This is a genomic window from Caproicibacter sp. (genome assembly GCF_046707225.1).
Classification (GTDB): domain Bacteria; phylum Bacillota; class Clostridia; order Oscillospirales; family Acutalibacteraceae; genus Caproicibacter.
In genome coordinates this window covers 20,698-43,817 of the sequence record NZ_JBJKOP010000020.1, presented here as the reverse complement: position 1 = coordinate 43,817, position 23,120 = coordinate 20,698, and the positions used below count along the sequence as shown (strand labels likewise).

The following is a 23,120-nucleotide window of genomic DNA, read 5'->3' as shown; positions in this document are numbered from 1 at the left end:
CTCTTTACAGTTCCAAAAGATCCATCGCTTCCGCGATGTTGTCCTGAGTCAAAGTGGAGTTGAAGCTTGTCCAGCGTTCGGTATCCCAGATTTCCGCTCTGCTGGAAGCGCCGATAAAGGTAACGTCTTTTTCCAGGCCGGCATAATCGCGGAGCGTCTGCGGCAAGAGGACACGCCCCTGACGGTCCGGCTGCGCTTCAACGGCGCCGGAAAAGAAAAAGCGCTGAAGTCCCCGCGCTTTTGAGATCGGCATGGCGCTGATCTTTTCCTGAAGCCGGTTCCATTCCGCCGGTGAAAGGACAAAGAGGCAGCCGTCAAGTCCCTTGGTGACATAGAAATTATCCCCCAGATCCTCTCGGAATCTGGCCGGAACAATCACACGCCCTTTCAGGTCTATGGAATGCTGGTACTCTCCGATCAACATGACGATCCTCTCTGCCGGGGCAAATGCGGAATACGAATCCACATTCTGCTACTTGCCCCCACCTTTCACCACTTTGTTCTGATTATATCGTAACTCATAAAAAAATGCAACTGATTTTTTGCATTATGTCAATTACGGGTAGATATTTATTCAAATATTTTGTATCAGCTTTTCACCCATAAAAAAAACGCCACAAAATCTTGTGGCGTAAAAATTTTCCTTTTTTATGAATCTGTTCCATTTTGCCTTTGGGAGGCCCGTATGTTCTGCCTGGTCCGCCTCAATTCTGCAAGGATCTGCGAAAGGCCGTCGTCGGTGCGTTTCATCAGGTCGTCAATATAATCGTTGCTGGCTTTGCGCATTTCCCGCACCTTGGTCTGGGACTGCGCTGTAATTTCATTTGCCCTTTGCTGGGCCTGCCTGACGATCTCATCCTGCGCGATCAGCGCCTTCGCGCGTTCCTGTGCCACGTGCAAAACGGTCTCCGCTTCCCGCCGGGCATCGTCAAGAATCTGGGTCCGGTCCGCCACGATTGCCTTGGCCTGCCGGATCTCTTTCGGCATGTTTTCCCGAATTTCATCCAGCACCTGCTTGACCTCTTCGCCGTCAAGAACCGCGCGTCCCCGGCTCAGCGGCAGGCTCCAGGCTTTGTCTACCATATCATAGAGTTCGTTAATTAAGTCGTCTACGCTCATTTCCGTTTTCCTCCTGCGCACAAACGCTGTTCGATGTCCTGCAAAATACATTCCGGTACAAAATTGGAAATATCGCCGCCGAAGCAGGCGACCTGTTTGACTCCGCTGGAGCTTAAAAACATGTTTTCCGCCGTTGTATTGAGATAGATCGTTTCCAGTTCGGGATTCAGCTTTTTATTGAAAAGAGCCATCTGAAATTCATATTCAAAGTCAGACATCGCGCGAAGTCCCTTCACAATCGCGGCGGCGTCCCGGATCCGCGCATAATCCGCAATCAGTCCGTCAAACCCGACGACTTCCACGTCGTCCATGTCCCGGGTACAACGCTCCAACATACTGATTCGTTCTTCCACCGTAAAAGCGGTGTGTTTTTCCGGGTTGACCAGAACGGCAACAATCGTATGGTCAAAGAGTTTTCTTGCGCGATTGATAATATCCATGTGCCCAAGCGTAACAGGATCGAAACTGCCAGGACAAATCGCTGTTTTCACGGCTTATGTCACGTCCTTGTGTTTATATAGGGTCAGCGCAATTTTTCCGTATCTGTAAGAACGGCCGCGGATAAAATCGCCGGCCGATTCCGGAAGTGCTTCGTCCGTCGGGTTTTCGCAGATAATCGTACCGCCTGGATTCATCCGCCCGGCAACAAGAGGAATTGCGCGCTGCAAAAGTCCCGTGCGGTAGGGTGGATCCAGAAAAGCAAGGTCGAAAACGCCGCAGTCCCCCGCAAGGTAAGAGGCGAAATCCATACGCTTCACCTTTGCCCGGTCCGAAAGTCCCGTGCTCTCCAGATTTTTTGCAACAACCGCGGCGGGCTGGCTGGCCGCGTCGACAAAGACGGCTTCCCGCGCACCACGGCTCAGGGCCTCGATGCCCAGCTGCCCGGAACCCGCAAACAGGTCAAGCACGCGCCTGCCTTCCACCTGAAACTGAATAATACTGAACAATGCTTCCTTGACCCGATCCGGAGTTGGCCGAACGGCGCCGCCCGTACAAACGGACAGCCGCTTTCCCCGGGCGGAACCGGTAATGACTCTCATAGTTTCTCCACCTTAATCCGACTTGGTTTTTATTATCCCATGAACCGGCGGTTCTGTCAATCGGTCCGGGCGGGTTCCTCCGGATGAAACGCGGAATAGACTTTCCGGGCCGCCGGTTTTGTCATTCCCGGCGCCGCGGAAAGTTCCTCCGTCGTCGCGTTCCGCACGGCGGCAACCGTTCTGAAATGTTTGAGCAGCGCTTTCGCGCGCGCGGGTCCGATTCCTTCCACGGCGGTCAGCGAAGAGGAAATGGAATTTTTCTTCCTCACCTGCCGGTGATACCCAATGGCGAACCGGTGGACCTCCTCCTGAATGGAAGAAACCAGCGTGAACGCGCTCCGATTGGAGCTGATTGCAATTTCTCCGCCGTCCTTCGCAATCGCGCGGGTACGGTGCCTGTCGTCCTTGACCATGCCGAAGAGAGGAATCGGAAGCCCCGCCTCCTCTAAAACCGGCCTCACGGCGGAAATCTGTCCCTTCCCGCCGTCCAGCAGGATCAGATCGGGCAAACGGCCGAATCCCTCGCCGGATTCCCTGTTTTTTTCGTATTCTTCCAGCCTGCGGGACAGTACCTCCCGCAGGGAAGCGTAATCGTCCTGCCCGACAACCGTCCGGATTTTAAACTTGCGGTAGGCGGACCGAAGCGGCCTGCCGTTTTCAAACACAACCATGCCCGCCACATTTTCCCCGCCGGCAAGATTTGAAATATCATAGGATTCAATGTAGGCCGGCGGTTCCGGCAGGCCGAGCAGACGCGCAAGTTCGTCCAGCGCCGAAGCCTCCCGCCCGGTACGCCCCGTCTTCTGGGCAAGCTGCTCCGCCGCGTTGCTGCGGCACATTTCAACCAGCTGCGCCTGTTCCCCCTTCTGCGGAACCGTAATCGTAACTTTTCTGCCCGCTTTTTCAGTCAGCCACTGGGACAGCAGCTCCTCGTTTTCCGCCGGTCCGTCCAGCGAGACGCGCGGCGGGATTCTGTCGCGCATGGAGTAATACCGTTCGAGAAATTCGCTTCGCGCCTCTTTCGCTTTTCCGGTTTCCCCCATCAGAAAGGTTTCCCTGTCACACAGCCTTCCATTCTGAAAACGGAACACTTCAAAACAGCTTTTTTCAGTCCCCTGCGTCAGCGCGATCACATCCTGCTCCTTTACGCGGGAAGCGACCACCTTTTGCCGGTCGCTCATCTTGCGAATCGCGGCGATTCTGTCGCGCAGCCGCGCGGCGCGCTCAAATTCCAGGTTTTCCGCGGCCTCGTCCATTCTCTCCGTTAAGGCGCGAATGCTTTTGGCACTGCCGCCGCGAAGAAACTCCAGGGCTTCCGAAACGTACTCGCGGTATTCGGACTCGCTGATTTTTCCCCTGCATGGGGCACAGCACTGTTTAATGTAAAAATTCAGGCACGGTCGGCCTTTTCCGATATCCTGAGGGAATTTTCTGGTGCAGGAAGGCAGGCGAAAAATCTTCAGCGCCTCGTCCACCGACTGCTTGACGGACCAGGAGCTTACATACGGCCCGATATATTCCGCTCCGTCGTCGACAACCTGTTTCGCTTCCGAAATTTTCGGCCACGGACCGGAGCTGACCCGAATGTAATGGTACCCTTTGTCGTCCTTCAGCAAAATGTTGTATTTGGGAGAGTATTGTTTAATCAGACTGCATTCCAAGACAAGCGCCTCAAATTCGCTGTCTGTCAAAATGTACTCGAACGTATCCACGTTCGCCACCATGCGGCGCACCTTGTCGTCATGATTTTTTTCGGAGCCGAAATACTGGCTGACCCGGTTTTTCAGCGCCTTGGCCTTTCCGACATAAATAATTTTCCCGGTTTTATCGTGCATCAGGTAAACGCCCGGACTCAAAGGCAGTCTCATGGCCCGGGCCCTGAGCTCCTTTTTATGCTTTTCCTGCTCGGTCAACACCGCCGCTCCTCCTTTCCCGCTTCCGCCCATACCAATACAAAAAAGAAAAAGCACCGCCATCAAGCGGTGCCATATGTTTCAACTGTTTATTCGGAGAAACCGGACTGCACCAGCTGAACCAAGCCGTCCACAGCCTCTTGCTCATCGGACCCGTCCGCGATAATTTTAATATTCGTCCCGCCGACGATTCCAAGGGAAAGAACCCCCAAAAGGCTTTTCGCGTTAACGCGTCTTTCCTCTTTTTCCACCCAGATGGAAGATTTATATTCATTTGCCTTTTGAATAAAAAAAGTTGCCGGACGGGCATGCAGGCCCACCTGATTCTGAACCAGAACTTCTTTCACATACATTCTAAATCCACTCCTACACAAAATCGTATCCGAAGGCATTCCGAAAACAGAACACGATATTATTCGTCACCACATATATTATAGCACGTTTGGACGGGCCGTCAACGTTAATCAAAAACTTTGGATTGATTGCCCAACGGTGAGTCTCACGCAAAGGCTCATTTGTGCATTATGACGTAAATGTTGAAAGTTTTTGTTCTGTCTGCCGATTGTCCCGCCCTAACATGTTCACAAAGCCTGAAAAACGCGGATCTAAAACAGAATTTTTATCAAACGAACCGACCTTTCGAAAACGGAGCTTCGAAAAGAGCGGAAACCTCCAACCGGGCAGACGGCCGTGTGAACACGCTTTTCCTATTCTATGCGAAAGATTTAAGATGTTTCTTTTTCGATATGATTCGAAAGGGAAACCAGAAACCTTCGGTCCTCCTCCGTCAGGTCCGCGGCTGCGAGAAGCTCCGGGCGCTTTTTCGCCGTTCGCTCCAGTGACTGCTCCCTGCGCCAGCGGCGGACAAGGCCGTGGTTCCCGCTGAGCAAAACCTCCGGCGCCTGCCGCCCGCGCCAGTTTGCCGGACGGGTATACTGGGGGTACTCCAGCAGGGAGTGAAAATGGCTTTCTTCCTGAAAGCATTCCGCGTCCGACAAAACACCGGGAACCATGCGGCAGACGGCGTCCGCCAAAATCAGCGCGGGCAGTTCCCCGCCCGTTACGACGTAATCCCCCGCGGAAATCTCCTCATCCGCGTAAGCTTCCAGAACGCGCTCGTCCACGCCTTCGTAATGCCCGCAGAGAAGCACCAATCCGTCCAGCTCCGAAAGCTCCGCTGCCCGGCGCTGCGTCAGGGTTTTCCCCTGCGGTGAAAGATAAACGGTGTGCGGCTTCTTCCCCAGATGCGCAATCAGGTCGTCCATACACAGCGCGATCGGCTCCGCTTTTAAAAGCATTCCCATTCCCCCGCCGAACGGGGAATCGTCCACCGTGCTGTGCTTGTCCAGCGCATAATTCCTGATCTGATGGCAGCAGACCTGCACCGCGCCCTTTTTGCGGGCCCGGCCGATGATGCTCTCCGCCATCACGGCTTCGCACATTTCCGGAAAAAGCGTCAGAAGGTCAATCCTCATCGTCAAAAATCCCCTTGATCGGGCGGATCATCATTTTCCCCTTCTCCAGATCGATCCCCAGAATAAACTCCGGGACCGCCGGAATCAGGTAATTTTTATGGTCCTGCGCGGTGATCTGATAAACGTCGTTGGCACCGGTGCGAAGCACGCGGGTCAGCGTCCCGTAATACAGAAACGTATCCGCGTCGTAAACATCCAGCCCGACCAGATCCTGCATAAAATAGCGGCCGTCCGGAAGCGTGACGTCGTTTCTGTCAAGATACAGGACTTTGTTGCGGTAGGTGTCCGCTTTTTCGACCGAATCCACTCCCTCCAGCACCATCAGCAGGAGCTCCTTATGCACGCGGGAGGAAAGCACGTGCACGGGAGCATTTCCCGCTTCCAGATAAAGAGTGGAAAAGCGCGTCAGAAATTCGGCGGAATCGCACCATGGCTGAACACGGAGTTCACCCTTGATGCCGTGCGTACCCACAATTTTGCCAGCTTCCAGATATTTCTTCTGCATAACTCCTCCAAAAAATAAAGATTCATTTTTTCATATGAAACAACGGTTCCTTTTCCATGACTTTCATAAGGCCGAACAGCAGCAAAACGTCGATCGGCAGCAGAATCAGATTGGTGACGATGCGGGCCGAGAGGACGACAAAAAATGCTTTTGAGTAGAGAATGGAAAGCCACAGGGGGTTCAGGCAAAGGCTGACGAGCACCGTTACGGCAATTTTGGCAAGAACAGACCTGAGCAGAGTAACCGGCTTTTTGTAAAGGAACCAGCCGTAGACGGCCCCCGACAGAAAAGCGTTCAGCGTAAAACCGGGAAAATAGGGGCCCGTCGGATTGATAAAATAAGAAATGATGTCGCCAAGAGCGCCGACCGTTCCGCCGGCCATCGGGCCGAACAGCATGCCTGCGGCCGCGACCGAAAGGAATGAAAACCCGACCTTCAGAATTGGAGACAGGTTGAGAGTGAACATCCCGAGGATGACGTCGAGAGCGAGCAGCATGCCGCATGCGGCAAGAGTCATGACGCCGCTGCGTCCGTTGGATAGTTTGACGGAGTTAAAAAAATTCTTCATAGAAAAGACCTCCTTTTGTATTCATGCTACATAAAGGAGGTTTCCCCCAAACTATGTAGCAGCGGGATGCGAACTCTGCACCGCAAGTTTCCTTTTCGTCCGTCTGGCAACTCCCTGTCCAGGCGGCACTTAACGCGCAAAATTCTACTCTGCATTCTAAATTTTGTCAGGCCCGCGAAAAAAGACCGGGCCTGAAGGAACGAAAGCCGAAGAACCGAATCAGTCGATTTCCACGGCGACCTTGCTGCCGTCCCGGGTTGCGGCAGCCCTCATCACGACGCGGATCGCCTTTGCAATCCGCCCCTGCCTGCCAATCACCCGGCCCATGTCGTTTTCGGCGACATGAAGATGATACACGACCGTTCCGTCCTCAGACGGTTCGTCAGCGTCCACGCGGACGAGTTCCGGGGCCTCGACAAGGCCCTGAGCAATAGATAACAGCAGTTCCCTCATGACAAGGCACCTCCCTGTTTCTTAAAGCACACCGTGTTTTTTGAACAGAACCTTAACGGTATCGGTGGGCTGAGCACCGTTAGCGATCCAGGCCTTGGCTTTTTCAGCGTCAACCTTTACAACGGACGGCTCCTCAAGCGGATTGTAATATCCGATCTCCTCGATAAAACGTCCGTCGCGCGGAAAACGGGAATCCGCCACAACAATGCGGTAGAACGGAGCCTTCTTGGCGCCCATTCTGCGAAGTCTGATTTTTACTGACATTTATTTCACCTCCACGAACCTTGCATCTATCTTCACCGGCCCGAAAGCCGGGTGAATTTAAATTAAAACGGCAGTCCCATCCCGGCAAAACGCCGGCGCATGCCTTTTTTCTTAAACTGCTTCATCAGCTTGCGGGTCTGCTCAAACTGCTTTAAAAGCCGGTTGACATCTTCCACCTTCATGCCGCTCCCCGCGGCGATGCGCCTCTTGCGCGACGGGTTCATCAGCTCCGGCTTCTCGCGTTCCTGCGGCGTCATGGAAAGCAGGATCGCCTCCGTCCGGTCAATCTGCCGGTCGTCGATCTGCACATCCTTGAGCTGCTGGCCCATCCCCGGCATCTTGTTCAGAACATCCTGAATCGGCCCCATCTTCTTCATCTGGCGAATCTGGTCGAGCAGGTCGTTCAGATCCATCCGATTCTGCATCATCTTTTCCGCAGCTTTTTGGGCAGCCTTCTGGTCCAGATTCTTCTGGGCATCCTCAATGAGAGTAAGCACGTCGCCCATTCCCAGAATGCGGGACGCCATGCGGTCCGGATGGAATACCTCAAGGTCCGAGAGCTTTTCACCGATGCCGGCGAATTTGATCGGCCTGCCGGTCACGGCGCGCACCGAAAGCGCGGCGCCGCCTCTCGCGTCGCCGTCCAGCTTGGTCAGGACCACGCCCGTGATATCGAGAAGCTCATGAAACGATTTCGCCACGTTGACCGCTTCCTGACCGGTCATGGCATCCACAACCAGCAGGATATCGGTGGGAGGAACCGCTTCCTTGATTCGGCGAAGCTCGTCCATCAGAGCCTCGTCAATCTGCAGACGTCCGGCGGTGTCGATCAGGACAAAGTCATTGCCGTAGTCCTTTGCGTGCTTCACGGCCTCCCGGCTGATTTTCACCGGGTCGCCGGCCCCCTGTTCGAACACGGGCACGCCCGCCTGGCTTCCCAGAACCTGCAGCTGCTGAATCGCGGCAGGGCGGTAAACGTCGCACGCGACCAGAAGCGGACGGTGGCCCTGATTTTTCAGCATCAGCGCCAGCTTCGCGGCGTGGGTCGTTTTACCGGAACCCTGCAGCCCGCAGAAAAGCACGACCGCCGGCGGGGATGACGGGCTGTTCAGCCGGGTTTCCCCACCGCCCATCAAAGCCGTCAGCTCTTCGTTGACAATCTTAATGACCATCTGCGCCGGAGTCAGGCTTTCCATGACCTCGTTTCCTACGGCGCGCTCGCTCACCTTTGCGACAAAGTCCTTTGCAACCTTGTAGTTGACGTCCGCCTCCAGAAGAGCCAGACGGACCTCCCGCATGGCTTCCTTCACATCCGACTCATTGAGCTTGCCCTTGGAGCGCAGGCGCTTGAACGCCGCCGAAAGTTTTTCCGATAGATTTTCAAACGCCAAAACGGTTCCTCCTATTCGCAGAGCCTGCGGGTAATTTCCAAAATCTGCTTTGCGCTTTCATCAATTTCCCGCGCATAAATATAGTGTTCGTTATATTCCCGGATGCGGCCCGCCGCCTCGTCGATTTTCTGAAGACCGTCCATCATTTCGCGGAATCTGCGGACAAGGCCGAGCTTTTGCTCCATTTCAAGGAGCAGCCCTTCGGAGCGCTTGACAAAGTCGCGCACGCCCTGACGGGTGATGCCTTCGTTTTCCGCGATTTCGGAAAGGGACAGATCGTCGTCGTAATAATACTCGACGATCCGCCTCTGTTTCTCGGTCAGCATTGAACCGTAAAAATCGAGCAGAAGCGAAATATTCAAATTCTTCGCCATCTGACCGCCTCCGTTACGGTGTAAAGTTATTTCTCTTTACAAGCAATGATTATACTATAAAACCAAGGGGCTGTCAAGGGATATTTCACCCGGTGAGCCCCAGCTGGATTGTGAATTGAAGAACAAAAAGCTGATTCAGCAGTTTCATCTGGGTCATCCTGAGCTGCGCGGACGCACCGGAGTAATCCACGCGAAACAGGGAGGCCGTATTGCAGGCCAGCGTGTTGTCCTTGCGGGCAAGAAGGGACGGCAGTCCTTTCTCCAGGTAATCCATGGCAAAGCCGACAGGAACAGGCAGCCGCCCAACGCGCACCGAGTTGACGGCAAACTTCATCTGCTCCGACGCCTGATCGAACGAAGGGGACACGTTCATCAGAACGCCGAACGTTTTGCCGCCGTAGCGCACAGGGGCATAGACCTCCGCCGTGCCGTCCTCTCCCGCCGTGACGGAAACAGCCGTAAATACCGAGCCGCTTTGCGCGTTTTTATCCTTTTGGATCAGAAAATTCAGCCAGCCGCTTACTTCCTCCGGCGTCAGGCTGACCTCTTTGCCTGCAACGGAGGCCGAAATCACCTTGGAAACCGCCGCGTCCGACGGCTGCGGCATAGAGGTTCCCGCGTTCGGATCGTTCAAAATCATCCAGCTGAGAATGCACAAGGCTCCCAACAGTACGACAAGAACCGAGAGAGCCCCCGTCAGGACTCTGCTCCCCGCGCTTTTTCCCCGCATGTGTTTTGGCTGCATGGTTTTCCCTCCCATCATAATAACATTCAAATGGGCCGCTTCGGTTTAACGTCTGCGCTTTTTCTGTTCTGCGTTATTTGAGTTCCACAATCGTTACGCCGGACTCACCCTCTCCGAACGTGCCGAGCCGGTAGCTTCTGACGCTCGGATGATTCTTCAGGTGCTGCTGCACGGCGGCTCTCAGCGTGCCGGTGCCCTTGCCGTGAATCACGGTCAGCTGGTCGACCCCGCTGAGCAGCGCGGAATCAAGGAATCGGTCCAGATTCATGACCGCCTCGTCCGCAGCCTGCCCTCTCAGGTCGCATTCCGTCGTCACTTTCGCCGTCGCGCGGGACGTCACGTTCCGGGTTACCCTGCCAACCGGCGTGCGCTGCGGTTTTTCCCGCAGAAGCCGGAGGTTCGAGACAGGAACGCGCGTCTGGAGAATACCGGCCTGAATCAGCGCTTCACCGGAATCCCCTTCGGGCGGACGGATTACCGTACCTTTTTTATCGAGATCAAAAATCAGCACGGCATCGCCCGCTTTGAGCGGACGCGGAAGGACATAGTCTCCGTTTCCCTTTTCGCGGACCGGGTCGGCTCCGTTTTCCAGTTCCCTCATGCCGGCGTTCATCCTCGCCTTTTGTTCCGCGGTCAGCGCCTTGTTCCGCTGCTTTTTCACTTCTTCCAACTCGTTCAGAATAGAGTCGGCCTGCGCGCGGGTCCTTGCGACCAGCTGGGCCGCTTTTTCCCGCGCTTTCTCCAATTCGCCGTCCGCTTCCTTTTGGACCTGTTCCAACTTTTCCTCCGCCTGACGGCGCATTTCTTCCGCCCGAACCCGTGCTTGCCGCGCTTCTTCGCGCTCACCCTCCAGCTTCTGGCGGCTGGATTCCAGAGTCTGCACCACATCCTCAAATCTTGTGTTTTCCTGAGAAACAAGGTCTTTCGCCCGTTCGACAACCGGATTCTCCATTCCAAGGCGAAGCGAAATGGCAAACGCGTTGGAACGCCCCGGAACGCCGATCAGCAGGCGGTAGGTGGGCCGAAGGGTCTCAACATTGAATTCACAGGAGGCGTTTTCCACCCCCCGCGTTTGCAGGGCATAGGCTTTCAGCTCCGCGTAGTGCGTGGTCGCCGCGATTCTGGCGCCCTTCGCGCGAAGGGCTTCCAAGATTGCCTCCGCTAGCGCCGCGCCCTCCACGGGGTCCGTTCCCGCGCCGAGTTCGTCCAGAAGAATCAGGCTGCCCGGCCCCGCCCGCTTCATGATCTGTATGATATTTGTCATATGCGCGGAAAAGGTTGACAGAGACTGCTCAATACTCTGTTCGTCCCCGATGTCTGCAAGGACCTGCTGAAAAACGGAAATCTCGCTGTCCTCCGCGGTGGGGATCATCAGTCCGCACATGGCCATCAGGGTAAGCAGGCCGACCGTTTTCAGCGAAACCGTCTTGCCGCCCGTGTTCGGCCCGGTAATCACAAGAGTGTCGAACCGTATCCCAAGCTCAATATCCGTCGGTACCACGGCCTTGGGGTTGATCAGCGGATGGCGGGCCTTTTTCAGCACGATCCGCCCCCGGTCGTTCACCTTCGGCATCGTCGCCTTCATCCGGTAAGCGAGGTCCGCTTTGGCAAAGATTACGTTGAGTTCCACCGCCGTGTGATACCCGCGGAGGATGGTGTCGGCGAATCCCCCGGCTTCCGCGGAAAGCTCCGAGAGAATCCGCTCGATCTCCTTTTTTTCCTCCGACTGAAGCACCCGTACCTGATTGTTTAATTCGACGGCGCTCAATGGTTCCACAAACAAAGTGGAGCCGCTGGCGGATGTGTCGTGTACAAGGCCGGGCACTTCATTGCGGTATTCGGCCCTGACCGGAACGACGAAACGCCCCCCGCGGATGGTGACGATCGGGTCCTGAAGATATTTCTGATAGGACGCGGACCGGATCATCCTGTCGAGAACCTCTCGCGCTTTGGAGGACGCGTTTCGGATTTTTCTGCGGATTGCGGAAAGCGCCTGTGAAGCGCCGTCCGCCATTTCCTCTTCCGATAAAATCGCCTGACTGATGCGGTTTTCCAGATACTGATTCGGCATCAGCATGGAGAACCGGTCATCCAGGCAGCTTTTCACTCCTTCGCTTTTGCTTCGCCATTCCACAACGGCCCTCAGCGTGCGCAGAAGCCCGGAAACCCTCAGCAACTCCGCCATGGTCAGCATTCCTCCGGCCTGAGCCCTTCGCAGGGAATTCGTCACGTCGGTAAGCCCGCCGAACGGCGGGGCCCCAAAACGGGCCATCATCACATAAGCGTCGTCGGTTTCCTGCAAAAGCCTTCCGACTTCATCCGGGGATGTTGACGGCACCAGATTTTCCGCAATCCGCGCCGCGTCGTCGCACGCGGTTCTGGACGCAAGCAGCTTTAATATCTTATCGAGCTCCAGAGCCCGCGCGTGCTTTTGTATTCCTTCACTAGGCATGTATTTGTTTTTCCTCCCTTACAGGCCGCTGCGCAGAGAACTCGTAACCATTTTCCCGAAGAGCCGCAACGGCTTGGTTCAGCTTTTCATCCTTCATCAGAATATAATCCGTATCAAAGGTAGAAACCGCGAAAATACTGATTTTATTCTCTGCTAAAATCGCGGAAATCCTCGCCAAAATTCCGATCAAAGAAAAATCGAGAGGGCCGGCCGCTTTCACACAAGCCCAACCGTCTTCTCTGACCGCGCAATGCTCCGGCACATTCTCAGTCGGACAAACCAATGAAATTTCATCCTTTGTCTTTGTAACGGATACAAAATTTCCGGAAAGAGAAGCATCCTTTGCATTTAGGATCTTGCAGACTGTAAATTCACCTTTTATCAGTTCCAGTTTCATCCTTCACCATCCAGAAGTTTTTCGTAGCAGAGAAAAAGCCCTTTGCGATATGTTACATTTCCAGCCCTCTGATAACCCGCAGATTCATATAATTTGATTGCCTGCGGATTTTTTGTAAAGGTGTCGAGTCGTATGTAGCGGTACCCAAGTTCGCGCGCCCAGTGTTCGGCAGCCTTCAGGGTCTGCCTTCCCAAACCTTTCCCCTGTCCCTGCGCGCTGACGCAAAGGCGGTGAATCACTCCAGGCGGGTCCACTCTACCAATATGCCACTCGACCGCTTCATATTCGGGCGATTGCTCCGCGTTCAGCACAGCTGCGGAAACCGGTTTCCCGTCCATTGTCAAAAGCAGCATTTCACCCCGCTCAACGTCTTGCAGCAAATCTGTTTCATGCGGGTAAAATTCGTCCCACTGGTCGATGCCTTCTTCGCGCATTTTCCGCATCGCGCCGGCATAAAGCGATAAAATCTCTGAAAAATCCGCCTGCTCCGCCAAACGGATCTTCAGGTCCTCTCTCCGTTCCATCTTTTTACCCTTTCCACCCGGTGTCCCCGGCCGTTGCGTGATAAAAGTCCAAAGTGGCAAAACTTCGGCTCAGCGTGCTGAGGACATAGGCTTCCGCGGCTCGCCCCAATTCTTCCGTTCCCTGCGGAGAGAGCGTGAAGGAAAAGGCTTTTTCCAGTCCCGCGTAAATCGTATGCCGCAGTCCCGCCATTGCGCCGCGCCCCAGTCGAACAGACGTTTCCCCGCGAGGACAGCCGCATTCTCCGCAGACAATTCTGCCGGAAACCGGAAGGAAATACATAATGTCCGATTCAAACTTCCCGCATTCCGAACACCCGACCAGATCGGGCTGATAGCCCGAAAGAGCCAGCATGCGCATTTCCACGACCGATTTGATGATGCGCGCGGGCCGGTCCCCGCGGCCAAGAAAATAAAGCGCGTTGAGAACCAGGCGGAGATATTCCCCGGCGGGCGAATCCTGCGGAGCAAGAGCAAGGGAAAGCTCACAGAAATATTGGGCAAGCGAAAGACGCTCGATATCCTTTCGAAGGTCAAAAAACACTTCGATCGGCCGGGCGTCGTCGATTATGTATTTATCCCGCCCCTCAAAAATTGTGAAGCGGGAGTAACTGAAAAGCCTTGTCGCTGAAAGCCTGCCGTTTTTGGCCCGGCCCGGCCGCTGGACAAAAGCCCGCAAAACCCCTTTTTCTTTGGTGAGAACGGTGATCAGCCGATCGCTGTCACCCACGCATTTCTCCATGATAACCAAGCCCTCGGCGTCCGTCCTCATTCCGGTCCTCCTGCAACTGTTCCTCCTCGTCAACCTGACGAAGCTGGCTGTAGATCAAGTAATCCTTGACACTTCCCGTATGTTGGAAACTATCCCATGCTGTCTTCTTATCCAAGATTACCGCTCCTTTTTATGATACTATTCAAAGTATTTGCCTTTCGTCAGTATCTATGAGCGGTAAATAAATGAATTTACCCCATAAAATGACACAATTTTCAAGAAAAATGTGCTTTCTAAAAAATTTGTCAGGCGTCGAATCCGGAGGAGTCGTAGCCCATCATCCGCAGCGCGGACTGGCGGTTGCGCCAGTTTTCCTTCACTTTTACCCAGAGCTGCAAATTCACCTTGCAGCCGAAAAACTGCTCCATATCCTCGCGCGCATAGGTGCCGACCCGCTTGAGCATATCCCCGCTTTTGCCAATGATGATCGCCTTATGAGATTCGCGCTCACAGTAAATGGTTGCGGTGATGTCGGTAATCCCGCCGCGGTCCGGCCGTTCCGCCATCCGTTCGACCACAACCCCGATTCCGTGCGGAATCTCGGCGCTCAGAAGCCGAAGAAGTTTTTCCCGCACAATTTCAGAGGCGATCACCCGTTCCGGCTGATCGGTCAGGGTATCGTCGTCAAAGAAATGCTCTCCGGGCTCCGCCAGGGCAAAAAGCTCCTTTTTCAGGTCCGCAACTCCGCTGCCGGTCTTCGCGGATACGGGAACCACCGCCTCAAAGTCATAAAGCCGGGTCGCGCCCGCAATCTGTTCCATCAGGGCAGTCTTGTCCTGCAGCAGGTCGATTTTGTTAATGGCCAGAATCGCCGGCATGTTCTGCGACCGGAACCGGTCGACCAGTTCCAGCGCGGAGCGGGAGGTTTTTCTTCCCGCTTCCACCACCAGCAGACAGGCGTCCACGCCGGAAACGGATTCCAGAACGGAACGCACCATAAATTCCCCAAGACGATTGCGAGGCTGAAGCAGCCCGGGCGTGTCGATAAAAACGGTCTGCGTTTCTTCCTCCGTCAGGACGCCCATAATACGTGTGCGCGTGGTCTGCGGCTTTTGTGAAACAATCGCGATCTTTTGCCCGAGCATCGAGTTCAAAAGCGACGATTTGCCTACGTTCGGCCTTCCGACAATCGCGATAAACGCTGATTTTTTACTTCCCTGTTCCACCAAAAAATCTCTCCCTATTTCCGTTTTTTCTTCTCCGCAGACGGTCGCGGATTCCAAGCGGTCCAAGCACGATATAAAAGACAGCCGCCGCCGTGAAAAGAGGCAGCAGCAAAAACAGAATCGGATGCTGTGTAAAATACCAAAGGATCTGCGCGAAAACATTTGGCTTCCAGAAGAGGCATACGCCGACCGCAACGGAAAACACCGCGCACACGAGGACTCCGCCGGACGCCATGTCCTTCACGATGCGCACAACGGGGTTGAAGCTTGCCGCGTTCAAATCGCACAATTCTTCCGCGACCGTATTAAACAGCTCCGCCGCGACAACCTGAGCAAAGGTTAAAAACAGCACGGCATATTCAGCCCGCGTCAAATGAAAAAAAAACGAAAACACAAACACATACAGCGCTGTTGCTGTGTGTATCCGCATATTTCGCTCATTATTAATGCAGTAAACAATCCCGCGAAACGCGTACTTAAAGCTCTTTAAAAAGCGCAATCCTATTCCTCATCCTCGTCCAGAACATAGCTGGCCGTGCTCGGCAGACCGAGCTGCATCATAACTTCTTCTTCCTTTTCGCGCATACGGACCCGCGCAATACCGCCCTTTTCGTGATCGTATCCCAAAAGGTGCAGCATGGAGTGCGCCGTCAGGTAACCGACCTCACGCTCCAGAGAATGCCCGTAACGATCCGCTTGTTCTACCGCCTTTTCCATGGAAAGGACAATATCCCCAAGAATTTTGGCGCCGGTCGCATGGTTAACATCATAAACTCCGTTTTCCCCCATGGGGAAAGAAAGCACATCCGTCGCAGCATCCTTGTTTCGATACTGGGCGTTCAGCTTCTGAATCTGCTCGTTGTCGACAAAAATCACGCTGATCTCCGCCGGGCCTTCGAACTTTTCCAGTTTCAGAACGGCATTACAGCAACGGCGCACCAGCATACGCAGCCCGGTCGGTATTTTGACCGCTTTCTGTTTATTGTCAATAATTACTCTTATTTTTTCCAACTTCTATCGCCCCGCTTCTTCATTTTTTTCATATGCTTTAATAATATCCTGCACCAGACGGTGGCGCACAACGTCTTTTTCTGAAAAACGAATCTGTGCAATATCATCAATGCCCTTCAGAATATGAAGGACGTCGCGCAGCCCCGACTTTCTGCCGTCCGGCAGGTCGATTTGCGTGATATCGCCGGTGATCACCATCTTGGAATTAAAACCCAGCCTTGTAAGAAACATCTTCATCTGTTCCGGCGTCGTGTTCTGCGCCTCATCCAGAATGATGAAGCTGTCGTCAAGCGTTCTGCCGCGCATATAGGCGAGAGGCGCGACCTCAATGTTGCCGCGCTCTACATATTTCTGATAGGTTTCGGCACCCAGCATATCAAAAAGGGCATCGTAGAGCGGACGCAGATAAGGGTCCACCTTCTGCTGTAAATCACCGGGCAGAAAGCCCAGCTTTTCCCCGGCTTCCACGGCCGGACGGGTCAGGATGATCCGATTAACCTCCTGCGCGCGAAACGCCTTGACGGCAAGCGCCACAGCAAGATAAGTTTTCCCCGTTCCCGCCGGCCCGACGCCGATTGTAATCGTATGGCTTTGAATCGCCTGGCAATAGCGCTTTTGCCCTAACGTTTTCGCCTTGACCGGTTTTCCTTTGGAGGTAATGCAGATGCAGTCGCCGGCGAGAGTTTCGATTTTGCTTTCACTTCCCTCGTTGACAAGGGAAATGCAGTAGCGGACATTCTGTTCGCTCAGCGCTTCTCCCCGGTTAATCAGCGACAGCAGGCTTTCGATCGCGCGGACCGCTTTGCCCACGCCGTCCGGCTCGCCGGAAACCTTCATTTCACCGCCGCGGTAGACGATGGAAACGCCGTACTCCTGTTCTATAATCCTGATATTTTCATCAAAACTGCCGAACAGTGCAACAGCCTGCTCCATGCGGTCTATATTGATCCTCTGTTCAAACATCCCATCACCTAAAGCCCTAAGCAGGAACAAAATTCCTGCCGGATAGATTTTAGTTTATTATAGCACAATTATAGGATTTCGTCACCATAAAATATACAAAATTATATTACGATTTTATTAATATTTCCGACTCTTTTGCAATGTTTTCCTCGCATTTCAGAGTGACGGAATAAATAAGTGTTTCCTTTTCCGTCCTGTCGGACGCGGAGGAGCTTAAAATCTTTGTGCCCTGAGGAAGATTTTTTTCATATTCGGCGAGATCTTTTTTCGCCTCGGCGACAGCCTGCTGCCTTGTGACTGTTACGGGGACAGTGCACATCCCGGTCCAGTCCTCCTCGTAAAGGCTGACGGGGAGAAGAGTGCCGAAAAGCCTCAGATCCGTTTGTGTTCCTGAAACATCGTAATCTCCCTTCGGCTTTCCGGTCAGCGTAAGCGGGATATTCGCCCCAAACAGCCGCAGGCTTCTGCGAACCGCCTTAGAGCCCGTGGATTGCCGGACGCTCTGCCGCAGCGGAATCCGGAACTCGCAGGAGCGCGAAGTTTCCGCGATGATTTCCGCCTTTGCATGAACGAAGGTGCTTCCGCCGAATTCGTCTTCCACCACGCCGCTGACCAAAAGCTGTCCCTCTGCCACGGCGTCTCCTTTTTTAACCTGCGCCGTTCCTGCAAAAATCCGGATTGCGACAACTTGCCCCGTCGACGACGCTTTCACGTTGCAGACGCCGCTTTCCTGTTCAATCTCCGGGCGCTCCGTCTTTTCCTGAATACAGACCTGCATGGTGCAGCCCTGCGTATTAATGGTCATCCAACGGATCTTCGGAAACATCAGCATCAGCTTTTGTTCAATTTTTTTCGTATTGACGTCTGTGATTTTCGCCCCGGGATAGAGGCCGTTTTTGGAAAGCGCCGACAGCAGTGCCTTTGAATCAAGGGTGGAGTTCCCCGTGACGTCAATACACCAGACATGCAGGGAAAGCAGAATCAGAATCACGGTAAACGCGGCTGCGCCACAGATAATCCCCCTGTGGGTGCGCGTTCTTCGAAGCAGAAACGGCATGCCCCGGCGCTCCCTGACGCGAAGGCGGCAGCCGGCTTTGCGCGCCATAAAGCGAAGATTCCTGTACAGACCGGCGGATACGCAGGCTCCGCTGTTACTGCGGGAACTGATGTCCCACAGAATAATCCCGGACCTGGCGCAATAGCTGAAAAAGCGTTCCGGACTGCCGCCGATTACCGAAAAACGGACATATCCCAGAATCCATCTGGTAATTTGAAGCGAAAACATCACAACACCTCAGACCAGAAATTCAATTCCCGTAAAAAAACCCGTTACCACAAGAGATTCCGCGGTCAGACATTTGATCGTCAGGCCTCTTCCGGTGAAACGGACAACCAGTTTGCCCGTACGGATGCGAACCACGTCCGAGTCATACTCCAGCACACCGCTGCACCCGTCCACCACAGCTTCCGTATTCCCGTTAATCTCCATATGAGTTGGCATGCCGAGTCCGGCGCGAGCCAGCAAATTGTTTTTGTTCCCCAAAGTGATCCCCCGCTCCCGTTGTGATTACACCTAATGCTATGCGGAAAAAGGGGTAAATATCCGCAGGGACACATATACATAAACGATGGGAGTGATTCATTATCATGAGGATTAAAACCGGAGCGCTGCTTCTCGCAACGCTGACCGCCGCCTGCGCGCTGCTGATTTTCCCGGTACAAGCGGCACAGGGCGCAAAAAACGGCATCGGTTATTGTCTGGAAGTTCTTGTTCCCTCCCTTTACCCGTTCATGGTGCTTTCCGTTTTTATTGTTAAAAGCGGCCTTTCACGAAAAATCAGCGGGATCTTCGAGGGCCCAACCCAAAAGCTGTTCCGCCTGCCGGGCAGCGCGGCCCCCACCGTGCTGATGAGTCTGATCGGCGGGTACCCGGCCGGAGCCCGCTCTGTCGCTTCCCTTTATGAAGACGGTGAAATCAGCCAAAAACAGGCAGAGCGTATGCTTGGGTTTTGCGTGAACGCGGGCCCGTCTTTTGTGATCACCGCCGTCGGCGCAGGGTTTTTAAAAAGCCCGCGGGCGGGCGCCGTTCTTTTCGCCGCTCAGGGAATCGTTTTTCTGCTGCTTGGCATCGGCAGCGGACTGACCGCCAAAAGAGAGGCGCCGGGGCGCGGCGGGAAAAGGGCAAAAGCATACGGCGCATCCCAGGCCCTGATTACATCCGCAGCCGATGCGGCTCACTCCACAATCAACATGTGCTGTTTTGTCATTTTGTTCGCAGCTTTGATGAACCTGCTCAGGATGAGCTGTTCCGACCCGGCCCGCTCGGCAGCTCTTTCCGCCTTGCTGGAGGTAACGGGCGGATGCTCTGACCTGGCCCGTCTGGGCGTTCCCCCCTGGGTCTTTTCCGCCGCCATCGGCTGGGGCGGAATCTGTGTTCATTTTCAGGTTTTGTCGACCTTGACGGAACTGAAAATCAACAAAGCGCGTTTCGTTCTGTTCCGTTTCTTCCAGGCGGTTCTTTCCGCGGCCGTTTCCTGGGGACTGATGCTTTTATTCCCGGAAACAGAGACAGTCTTCTGCAGTTTCGCGGGTCCTGTCAGCGGCGCGCTTTCGGCCGCTCCTCCCGCTGCCGCCGCCCTCCTTGCTCTCTGCTCCGCTCTGCTGCTGAGTATTCCTCACAAAGGGATGGAAATCGCAGAAAAGGAATGATATAATGAAATCATTATCAAACGGAAAACCGGAGGGATATGAAGATGTTCGGACGAAAAAAGAAACCGCTGTTTGGAAACGACATTCAGCCGGACTGCAGTTACTGCGTCCACGGCCCCGGACCGGCGGAGAGCTGCGACTGCCGTCAGCCCGGCGAGGATGAAAACCCCGGATCATGCCGCGCGTTCCGATATGATCCTCTTCTTCGCGCGCCTTATGCGCCCCCGCCGCTAAAGAAACACGACCCGGGTGAATTTGAGCTATAGAAATGAAAGCCGTCCTTTCCTGATGCTGGAAAGGACGGCTTTTTTAAGTTTCTAGAAAATTGAATTGATATCCTCCACCACGGCCGGTTCAATCAAATGATTTCCCGCCATATCCTCCATAATACGGATGGCGTCCTCATGCGATAATCCCCGGCGGTAGGGTCTGTCTTCCGTCAGGGCCTGATAAATATCCACGCAGGCAAGAATTCTCGAATTAAAATCCAGACGGTCTTCTCCGAGCCCGTACGGGTACCCCGTCCCGTTCAGCTTCTCGTGGTGGTTGGAAGCCCATTCCGTAATATCTTCAAACCCCTTGATCATCTCAAGGACCTTTCTGGTGTAATAAGGGTGCGACTGGATCACGCGGAACTCTTTTACGTCCAGCTTTCCCGGTTTATCCAGAATCTCATTCGGCACCGCAAGTTTTCCAAGGTCGTGCAGGTCGGCCGCAATCCTCATTTTCCAGTAGGTGGTATCGTCAAACTCATAGTACTGACAAATCATCCCGACCTTTTCGCTGATCCCGCGGGAATGAGAGCCGGTAAATGGGGATTTAGCATCGATGATGCTGCTGAAAATCTGTGAAATTGTTCTGATCTTTTGAAAATCAAGTTCGCGGGAAACCTTTGGCAGCATGGATACCAGAGAGCTTTGAACAAACATATCGTCCATCCCAAGCCAGAACTCCATGTATCTGCTCATCTCCAGAAATGCCTCGCGCACGACAGGATCAAAAATGCGCGCTTCCCGGTTAATCTGAGCAATGATTGTGTCCGACGTATATCCGTACGCATACCGGATCGCCACACGGTCGGCGAGCGAAATCACACGGGAATAAAGGGGGATGTCTCTTCCGGAAACGCCGAAAAAACCGCTTCCGTCATAATGCTCATGATGATACAGGATCACGTTCTTTTCCCGGTTCAGAAAAGGAAATGCGGCAATATTCTTTTCGCCCTCCACGCAATGCATGGGGTTTGTCTCCGTATTGAAATTTTCACGGGACGGCGACTCAAGCAAAGCCTTCATAACCCCGTTGTCATGAAGCAGGGAAAATGAAATCAAATCAAACAGATTTTCATCCGGCATGGAAAGCGCGAGCGCGATTCTGCCGGCGATATATGCTACCCTCATTCCATGATTATAGTTATTCCGAAGAACCCCTTTCTCCGCGAAGTCCAGCGTTCTGGATAAAGAAATCAGAAATTCATTCACATTTATTCGCATGATCTCAACATCCTAAAATCTTTTATAGCTAAAGTAATTATAACAGTTTTTCAGGTTTGATATTTCCACAATGTAGATTAAACGACAGCATTCGGCAATAAATGGGAAAAAAACTAACCCGATTTTTTGGAGATATTAACAAATTCGCCTTCTAATTCTAAAAAATCGGTTAATAATAAAGCGAAGAGAAAGGGGGGATTTTCATGCAGCATTACGAAGATTTGTACGGTCTGATACGACAGAACCCGGAAGCCGACCGGTATTTTCGTTCCCTTCCAAATTTCGTCCGCGAATCAATCAGCCAACGGGCCCAAAGCATCAATTCCATAGAAAGCCTGCGCGACTACGCGGAAAATCTAACCAGGGACGACGAATAACGTGCGGAGTCCGACCGTTCCGCACATCCTTACCGCTGCGAATTCCAAAAATTCCAGATAGCTTTCGCGGCTTCCGTTTCTCCATCAATTATGGTCAGCTGTTTCAGTAAGATTTGCATCTTGGAACGGTAGTGAGGGTCCGTGCCGACCGTTTTCAGCGCGCCGCAGATTATGTCGGCCTTCCAGCGCCGGGACGGAAGCCTGACGGCCGCCCCAAATGAAACAATATGCTCCAGATTGATCTGCTGCTCCGGCTGTACCGCAAACCCCACAACCGGAGTACCGCTTGCAACCGCCGTCTGGAGCGTTCCCTGTCCCCCGTGGCTCAGAACCACATCCGCCATTTTATTCACCTTCAGAGCCGGAACAAACGTGTCCGTCAGGTACAGGTCCGGGCTGCCGCCCGCAACGCTTTTCGCTTCCTGAAAAGGGCATACGGAAGGCGGGCACAGGACCACTGAGGTACAGTTTTCCATCCTCTTTAATGCGCGGATCGCCTCAAGTAAAAAATCTTTGCCTCCGGAAGAACCAAGCGTACAGAAAATTCTCAGCTTTCCGGAATCCGGTTTCAACCGCCTTTGTATTTCCGGATCAATCTCCGCATCCCGGGTCCCTTTCGGAAACAGCGGTCCCGTCACGGCAAAATTTTGGGGAAGTGGTTTTCCTTCATAAAAAACCGGAAAATCGTTGATGATCGTAAAATCCGACTTGAGCATATCGAAGAGATTCTCAGGTCGGTTTTCGTTCCCTCCCGCCAGTTCAAACGCCCTGACCAGATTCTTCTGACGCAGAAGCGGCATTTTCAATTTCAGGGATTTGGGAATAGCCGCCATGATTTTCATCCGGACCGTTTTTGGGAGCAGAGTCAGCGGCCCCACGAAATCCGGAAGGTCTTGAAGCAACCATGTAGAAAACGCTTTCGGTTCAAACGGAACCGGAAGATAACATATTTCCGGAGTACCGGTCAGTTTTGCCGCCATTCCTGCAACCGGCCAGAATCCGTGAATCACGAAATCCGGCCGAATCTGCAACATTGCTTCATATTCCCCGCGAAGCAGTTCGGCGGCCAGACCCGCATCCCCCACAAATTCAAGCGCCGAAGTCTTCAGATCCTGCCGGAATCCGACTCCCGGCAATGCGGGCTTTGCAGGTGTGACGGAAAAACCGGCTTCGGCGAAGGCTTCGTCAAAGCGTCCGCCGTGGCTTAGAAAGATAATTTCCGGGCTTAACCCCGGCGGGCACTGCCGCCTAAGTCCCCGCGCCAGCTCCAGCGCGCGAGTCGCTTCCCCGGCATCCTGGAACAAAGAACAAAAAACGATGCGTACCTTCTTTTTCCCCATTTTATAAATCGCCTTTCTAGCCCTCAGAGGTGCCATTATATTTGTTTTCCAGAAGTATATATTACTCCGAGG

General features: G+C 53.7%; 29 protein-coding genes and 1 riboswitch. Of the genes, 3 read left to right on the top strand and 26 right to left on the bottom strand.

The window, feature by feature from the left end; translation table 11 throughout:
- Positions 1-4: 4 nt before the first annotated feature.
- The 24 genes from mraZ to ACLQ3M_RS03135 form a co-directional block, all read right to left on the bottom strand.
- Positions 5-424, bottom strand: coding sequence for a division/cell wall cluster transcriptional repressor MraZ (gene mraZ, locus ACLQ3M_RS03250; protein ID WP_066647800.1), 420 nt, complete (start codon positions 422-424; stop codon positions 5-7).
- 224 nt (positions 425-648) lie between these two features.
- Positions 649-1,119 (bottom strand): ATPase, encoded by a 471-nt coding sequence (locus ACLQ3M_RS03245; RefSeq protein WP_411676270.1) that lies wholly within the window; start codon positions 1,117-1,119, stop codon positions 649-651.
- A complete protein-coding gene (gene coaD / locus ACLQ3M_RS03240) occupies positions 1,116-1,610 on the bottom strand; it encodes a pantetheine-phosphate adenylyltransferase (protein WP_411676269.1) in 495 nt (164 codons plus the stop codon). The genes ACLQ3M_RS03245 and coaD overlap by 4 nt, the downstream gene beginning before the upstream one ends.
- Before the next feature lie 3 nt (positions 1,611-1,613).
- Positions 1,614-2,159, bottom strand: coding sequence for a 16S rRNA (guanine(966)-N(2))-methyltransferase RsmD (rsmD, locus tag ACLQ3M_RS03235; RefSeq protein WP_411676268.1), 546 nt, complete (start codon positions 2,157-2,159; stop codon positions 1,614-1,616).
- A gap of 56 nt (positions 2,160-2,215) precedes the next feature.
- The gene (uvrC, locus tag ACLQ3M_RS03230) at positions 2,216-4,075 is read right to left on the bottom strand and encodes an excinuclease ABC subunit UvrC (protein WP_411676267.1); all 1,860 of its coding nucleotides are present in this window, start codon (positions 4,073-4,075) and stop codon (positions 2,216-2,218) included.
- Between the two features lie 86 nt (positions 4,076-4,161).
- Positions 4,162-4,425 carry an HPr family phosphocarrier protein gene (locus tag ACLQ3M_RS03225; protein ID WP_066647806.1) on the bottom strand — a complete coding sequence of 88 codons (264 nt, stop codon included), beginning with the start codon at positions 4,423-4,425 and terminating at the stop codon, positions 4,162-4,164.
- A 372-nt stretch (positions 4,426-4,797) separates the two neighbouring features.
- Positions 4,798-5,547: a tRNA (guanosine(37)-N1)-methyltransferase TrmD gene (gene trmD, locus ACLQ3M_RS03220; protein WP_411676266.1), complete on the bottom strand. Its 750-nt coding sequence runs from the start codon at positions 5,545-5,547 to the stop codon at positions 4,798-4,800.
- On the bottom strand, positions 5,537-6,052 hold the full coding sequence (gene rimM / locus ACLQ3M_RS03215; protein WP_411676265.1) for a ribosome maturation factor RimM: 516 nt from the start codon (positions 6,050-6,052) through the stop codon (positions 5,537-5,539). The genes trmD and rimM overlap by 11 nt, the downstream gene beginning before the upstream one ends.
- A gap of 22 nt (positions 6,053-6,074) precedes the next feature.
- Positions 6,075-6,620, bottom strand: coding sequence for a folate family ECF transporter S component (locus ACLQ3M_RS03210; protein WP_411676264.1), 546 nt, complete (start codon positions 6,618-6,620; stop codon positions 6,075-6,077).
- 57 nt (positions 6,621-6,677) lie between these two features.
- A riboswitch (THF riboswitch) is annotated at positions 6,678-6,774 on the bottom strand.
- 65 nt (positions 6,775-6,839) lie between these two features.
- Positions 6,840-7,073, bottom strand: a complete 234-nt coding sequence (locus ACLQ3M_RS03205) for a KH domain-containing protein (RefSeq protein WP_066647820.1) — start codon at positions 7,071-7,073, stop codon at positions 6,840-6,842.
- A gap of 21 nt (positions 7,074-7,094) precedes the next feature.
- Positions 7,095-7,337, bottom strand: a complete 243-nt coding sequence (gene rpsP, locus ACLQ3M_RS03200; protein ID WP_066647822.1) for a 30S ribosomal protein S16 — start codon at positions 7,335-7,337, stop codon at positions 7,095-7,097.
- A 62-nt stretch (positions 7,338-7,399) separates the two neighbouring features.
- Entirely contained in the window at positions 7,400-8,728 is a 1,329-nt protein-coding gene (gene ffh / locus ACLQ3M_RS03195) for a signal recognition particle protein (RefSeq protein ID WP_156990151.1), read from the bottom strand.
- Between the two features lie 11 nt (positions 8,729-8,739).
- The gene (gene ylxM, locus ACLQ3M_RS03190) at positions 8,740-9,102 is read right to left on the bottom strand and encodes a YlxM family DNA-binding protein (RefSeq protein WP_411676263.1); all 363 of its coding nucleotides are present in this window, start codon (positions 9,100-9,102) and stop codon (positions 8,740-8,742) included.
- Positions 9,103-9,187: 85 nt separating this feature from the next.
- A complete protein-coding gene (locus tag ACLQ3M_RS03185) occupies positions 9,188-9,847 on the bottom strand; it encodes a hypothetical protein (RefSeq protein WP_411676262.1) in 660 nt (219 codons plus the stop codon).
- 73 nt (positions 9,848-9,920) lie between these two features.
- Complete coding sequence (locus ACLQ3M_RS03180; RefSeq protein ID WP_411676261.1) at positions 9,921-12,299, bottom strand: endonuclease MutS2; 2,379 nt, start codon at positions 12,297-12,299, stop codon at positions 9,921-9,923.
- Positions 12,292-12,696 (bottom strand): ACT domain-containing protein, encoded by a 405-nt coding sequence (locus tag ACLQ3M_RS03175; RefSeq protein ID WP_411676260.1) that lies wholly within the window; start codon positions 12,694-12,696, stop codon positions 12,292-12,294. Before ACLQ3M_RS03175 ends, ACLQ3M_RS03180 begins: the two co-directional genes overlap by 8 nt.
- Complete coding sequence (locus ACLQ3M_RS03170; protein ID WP_411676259.1) at positions 12,693-13,220, bottom strand: GNAT family N-acetyltransferase; 528 nt, start codon at positions 13,218-13,220, stop codon at positions 12,693-12,695. Before ACLQ3M_RS03170 ends, ACLQ3M_RS03175 begins: the two co-directional genes overlap by 4 nt.
- A gap of 4 nt (positions 13,221-13,224) precedes the next feature.
- Positions 13,225-13,989 (bottom strand): DNA repair protein RecO, encoded by a 765-nt coding sequence (gene recO / locus ACLQ3M_RS03165; protein ID WP_411676258.1) that lies wholly within the window; start codon positions 13,987-13,989, stop codon positions 13,225-13,227.
- 245 nt (positions 13,990-14,234) lie between these two features.
- The gene (gene era, locus ACLQ3M_RS03160) at positions 14,235-15,158 is read right to left on the bottom strand and encodes a GTPase Era (protein WP_411676257.1); all 924 of its coding nucleotides are present in this window, start codon (positions 15,156-15,158) and stop codon (positions 14,235-14,237) included.
- Entirely contained in the window at positions 15,139-15,654 is a 516-nt protein-coding gene (locus ACLQ3M_RS03155) for a diacylglycerol kinase family protein (protein ID WP_411676256.1), read from the bottom strand. Before ACLQ3M_RS03155 ends, era begins: the two co-directional genes overlap by 20 nt.
- Positions 15,655-15,656: 2 nt before the next feature.
- Positions 15,657-16,166 (bottom strand): rRNA maturation RNase YbeY, encoded by a 510-nt coding sequence (gene ybeY / locus ACLQ3M_RS03150; RefSeq protein ID WP_411676255.1) that lies wholly within the window; start codon positions 16,164-16,166, stop codon positions 15,657-15,659.
- A 3-nt stretch (positions 16,167-16,169) separates the two neighbouring features.
- Positions 16,170-17,129: a PhoH family protein gene (locus ACLQ3M_RS03145; protein WP_411676254.1), complete on the bottom strand. Its 960-nt coding sequence runs from the start codon at positions 17,127-17,129 to the stop codon at positions 16,170-16,172.
- Positions 17,130-17,235: 106 nt separating this feature from the next.
- The gene (locus ACLQ3M_RS03140; protein WP_411676253.1) at positions 17,236-18,414 is read right to left on the bottom strand and encodes a sporulation protein YqfD; all 1,179 of its coding nucleotides are present in this window, start codon (positions 18,412-18,414) and stop codon (positions 17,236-17,238) included.
- Between the two features lie 9 nt (positions 18,415-18,423).
- Positions 18,424-18,672 carry a YabP/YqfC family sporulation protein gene (locus ACLQ3M_RS03135; RefSeq protein WP_066647855.1) on the bottom strand — a complete coding sequence of 83 codons (249 nt, stop codon included), beginning with the start codon at positions 18,670-18,672 and terminating at the stop codon, positions 18,424-18,426.
- Between the two features lie 104 nt (positions 18,673-18,776).
- Here ACLQ3M_RS03135 and ACLQ3M_RS03130 point away from each other — a divergent pair, with 104 nt between their 5' ends.
- On the top strand, positions 18,777-19,838 hold the full coding sequence (locus ACLQ3M_RS03130) for a sporulation protein (RefSeq protein ID WP_411676252.1): 1,062 nt from the start codon (positions 18,777-18,779) through the stop codon (positions 19,836-19,838).
- A gap of 44 nt (positions 19,839-19,882) precedes the next feature.
- The gene (locus tag ACLQ3M_RS03125) at positions 19,883-20,104 is read left to right on the top strand and encodes a hypothetical protein (protein ID WP_411676251.1); all 222 of its coding nucleotides are present in this window, start codon (positions 19,883-19,885) and stop codon (positions 20,102-20,104) included.
- A 51-nt stretch (positions 20,105-20,155) separates the two neighbouring features.
- On the opposite strand, the gene ACLQ3M_RS03120 is transcribed toward ACLQ3M_RS03125, so the two are convergent.
- Entirely contained in the window at positions 20,156-21,331 is a 1,176-nt protein-coding gene (locus ACLQ3M_RS03120; protein ID WP_411676250.1) for an HD domain-containing phosphohydrolase, read from the bottom strand.
- A gap of 203 nt (positions 21,332-21,534) precedes the next feature.
- Between ACLQ3M_RS03120 and ACLQ3M_RS03115 the strand changes: the two genes are divergently transcribed.
- Entirely contained in the window at positions 21,535-21,708 is a 174-nt protein-coding gene (locus tag ACLQ3M_RS03115; protein WP_411676249.1) for a hypothetical protein, read from the top strand.
- Positions 21,709-21,737: 29 nt separating this feature from the next.
- On the opposite strand, the gene ACLQ3M_RS03110 is transcribed toward ACLQ3M_RS03115, so the two are convergent.
- Positions 21,738-23,048 carry a glycosyltransferase gene (locus tag ACLQ3M_RS03110; RefSeq protein WP_411676248.1) on the bottom strand — a complete coding sequence of 437 codons (1,311 nt, stop codon included), beginning with the start codon at positions 23,046-23,048 and terminating at the stop codon, positions 21,738-21,740.
- Between the last annotated feature and the right edge of the window lie 72 nt (positions 23,049-23,120).

Coding starts and splice junctions, on each gene's coding strand:
- trmD (WP_411676266.1), bottom strand. CDS start 5,547: ATGAGGATTGACCTTCTGACGCTTTTTCCGGAAATGTGCGAAGCCGTG.
- rimM (WP_411676265.1), bottom strand. CDS start 6,052: ATGCAGAAGAAATATCTGGAAGCTGGCAAAATTGTGGGTACGCACGGC.
- ACLQ3M_RS03245 (WP_411676270.1), bottom strand. CDS start 1,119: ATGAGCGTAGACGACTTAATTAACGAACTCTATGATATGGTAGACAAA.
- ACLQ3M_RS03120 (WP_411676250.1), bottom strand. CDS start 21,331: ATGCGAATAAATGTGAATGAATTTCTGATTTCTTTATCCAGAACGCTG.
- mraZ (WP_066647800.1), bottom strand. CDS start 424: ATGTTGATCGGAGAGTACCAGCATTCCATAGACCTGAAAGGGCGTGTG.
- ACLQ3M_RS03145 (WP_411676254.1), bottom strand. CDS start 17,129: ATGTTTGAACAGAGGATCAATATAGACCGCATGGAGCAGGCTGTTGCA.
- ACLQ3M_RS03110 (WP_411676248.1), bottom strand. CDS start 23,048: ATGGGGAAAAAGAAGGTACGCATCGTTTTTTGTTCTTTGTTCCAGGAT.
- ACLQ3M_RS03140 (WP_411676253.1), bottom strand. CDS start 18,414: ATGTTTTCGCTTCAAATTACCAGATGGATTCTGGGATATGTCCGTTTT.
- ACLQ3M_RS03210 (WP_411676264.1), bottom strand. CDS start 6,620: ATGAAGAATTTTTTTAACTCCGTCAAACTATCCAACGGACGCAGCGGC.
- ylxM (WP_411676263.1), bottom strand. CDS start 9,102: ATGGCGAAGAATTTGAATATTTCGCTTCTGCTCGATTTTTACGGTTCA.
- rpsP (WP_066647822.1), bottom strand. CDS start 7,337: ATGTCAGTAAAAATCAGACTTCGCAGAATGGGCGCCAAGAAGGCTCCG.
- ACLQ3M_RS03170 (WP_411676259.1), bottom strand. CDS start 13,220: ATGGAACGGAGAGAGGACCTGAAGATCCGTTTGGCGGAGCAGGCGGAT.
- ACLQ3M_RS03130 (WP_411676252.1), top strand. CDS start 18,777: ATGAGGATTAAAACCGGAGCGCTGCTTCTCGCAACGCTGACCGCCGCC.
- ACLQ3M_RS03125 (WP_411676251.1), top strand. CDS start 19,883: ATGTTCGGACGAAAAAAGAAACCGCTGTTTGGAAACGACATTCAGCCG.
- ACLQ3M_RS03185 (WP_411676262.1), bottom strand. CDS start 9,847: ATGCAGCCAAAACACATGCGGGGAAAAAGCGCGGGGAGCAGAGTCCTG.
- ACLQ3M_RS03180 (WP_411676261.1), bottom strand. CDS start 12,299: ATGCCTAGTGAAGGAATACAAAAGCACGCGCGGGCTCTGGAGCTCGAT.
- ACLQ3M_RS03115 (WP_411676249.1), top strand. CDS start 21,535: ATGCAGCATTACGAAGATTTGTACGGTCTGATACGACAGAACCCGGAA.
- recO (WP_411676258.1), bottom strand. CDS start 13,989: ATGAGGACGGACGCCGAGGGCTTGGTTATCATGGAGAAATGCGTGGGT.
- rsmD (WP_411676268.1), bottom strand. CDS start 2,159: ATGAGAGTCATTACCGGTTCCGCCCGGGGAAAGCGGCTGTCCGTTTGT.
- ACLQ3M_RS03225 (WP_066647806.1), bottom strand. CDS start 4,425: ATGTATGTGAAAGAAGTTCTGGTTCAGAATCAGGTGGGCCTGCATGCC.
- ACLQ3M_RS03205 (WP_066647820.1), bottom strand. CDS start 7,073: ATGAGGGAACTGCTGTTATCTATTGCTCAGGGCCTTGTCGAGGCCCCG.
- ACLQ3M_RS03175 (WP_411676260.1), bottom strand. CDS start 12,696: ATGAAACTGGAACTGATAAAAGGTGAATTTACAGTCTGCAAGATCCTA.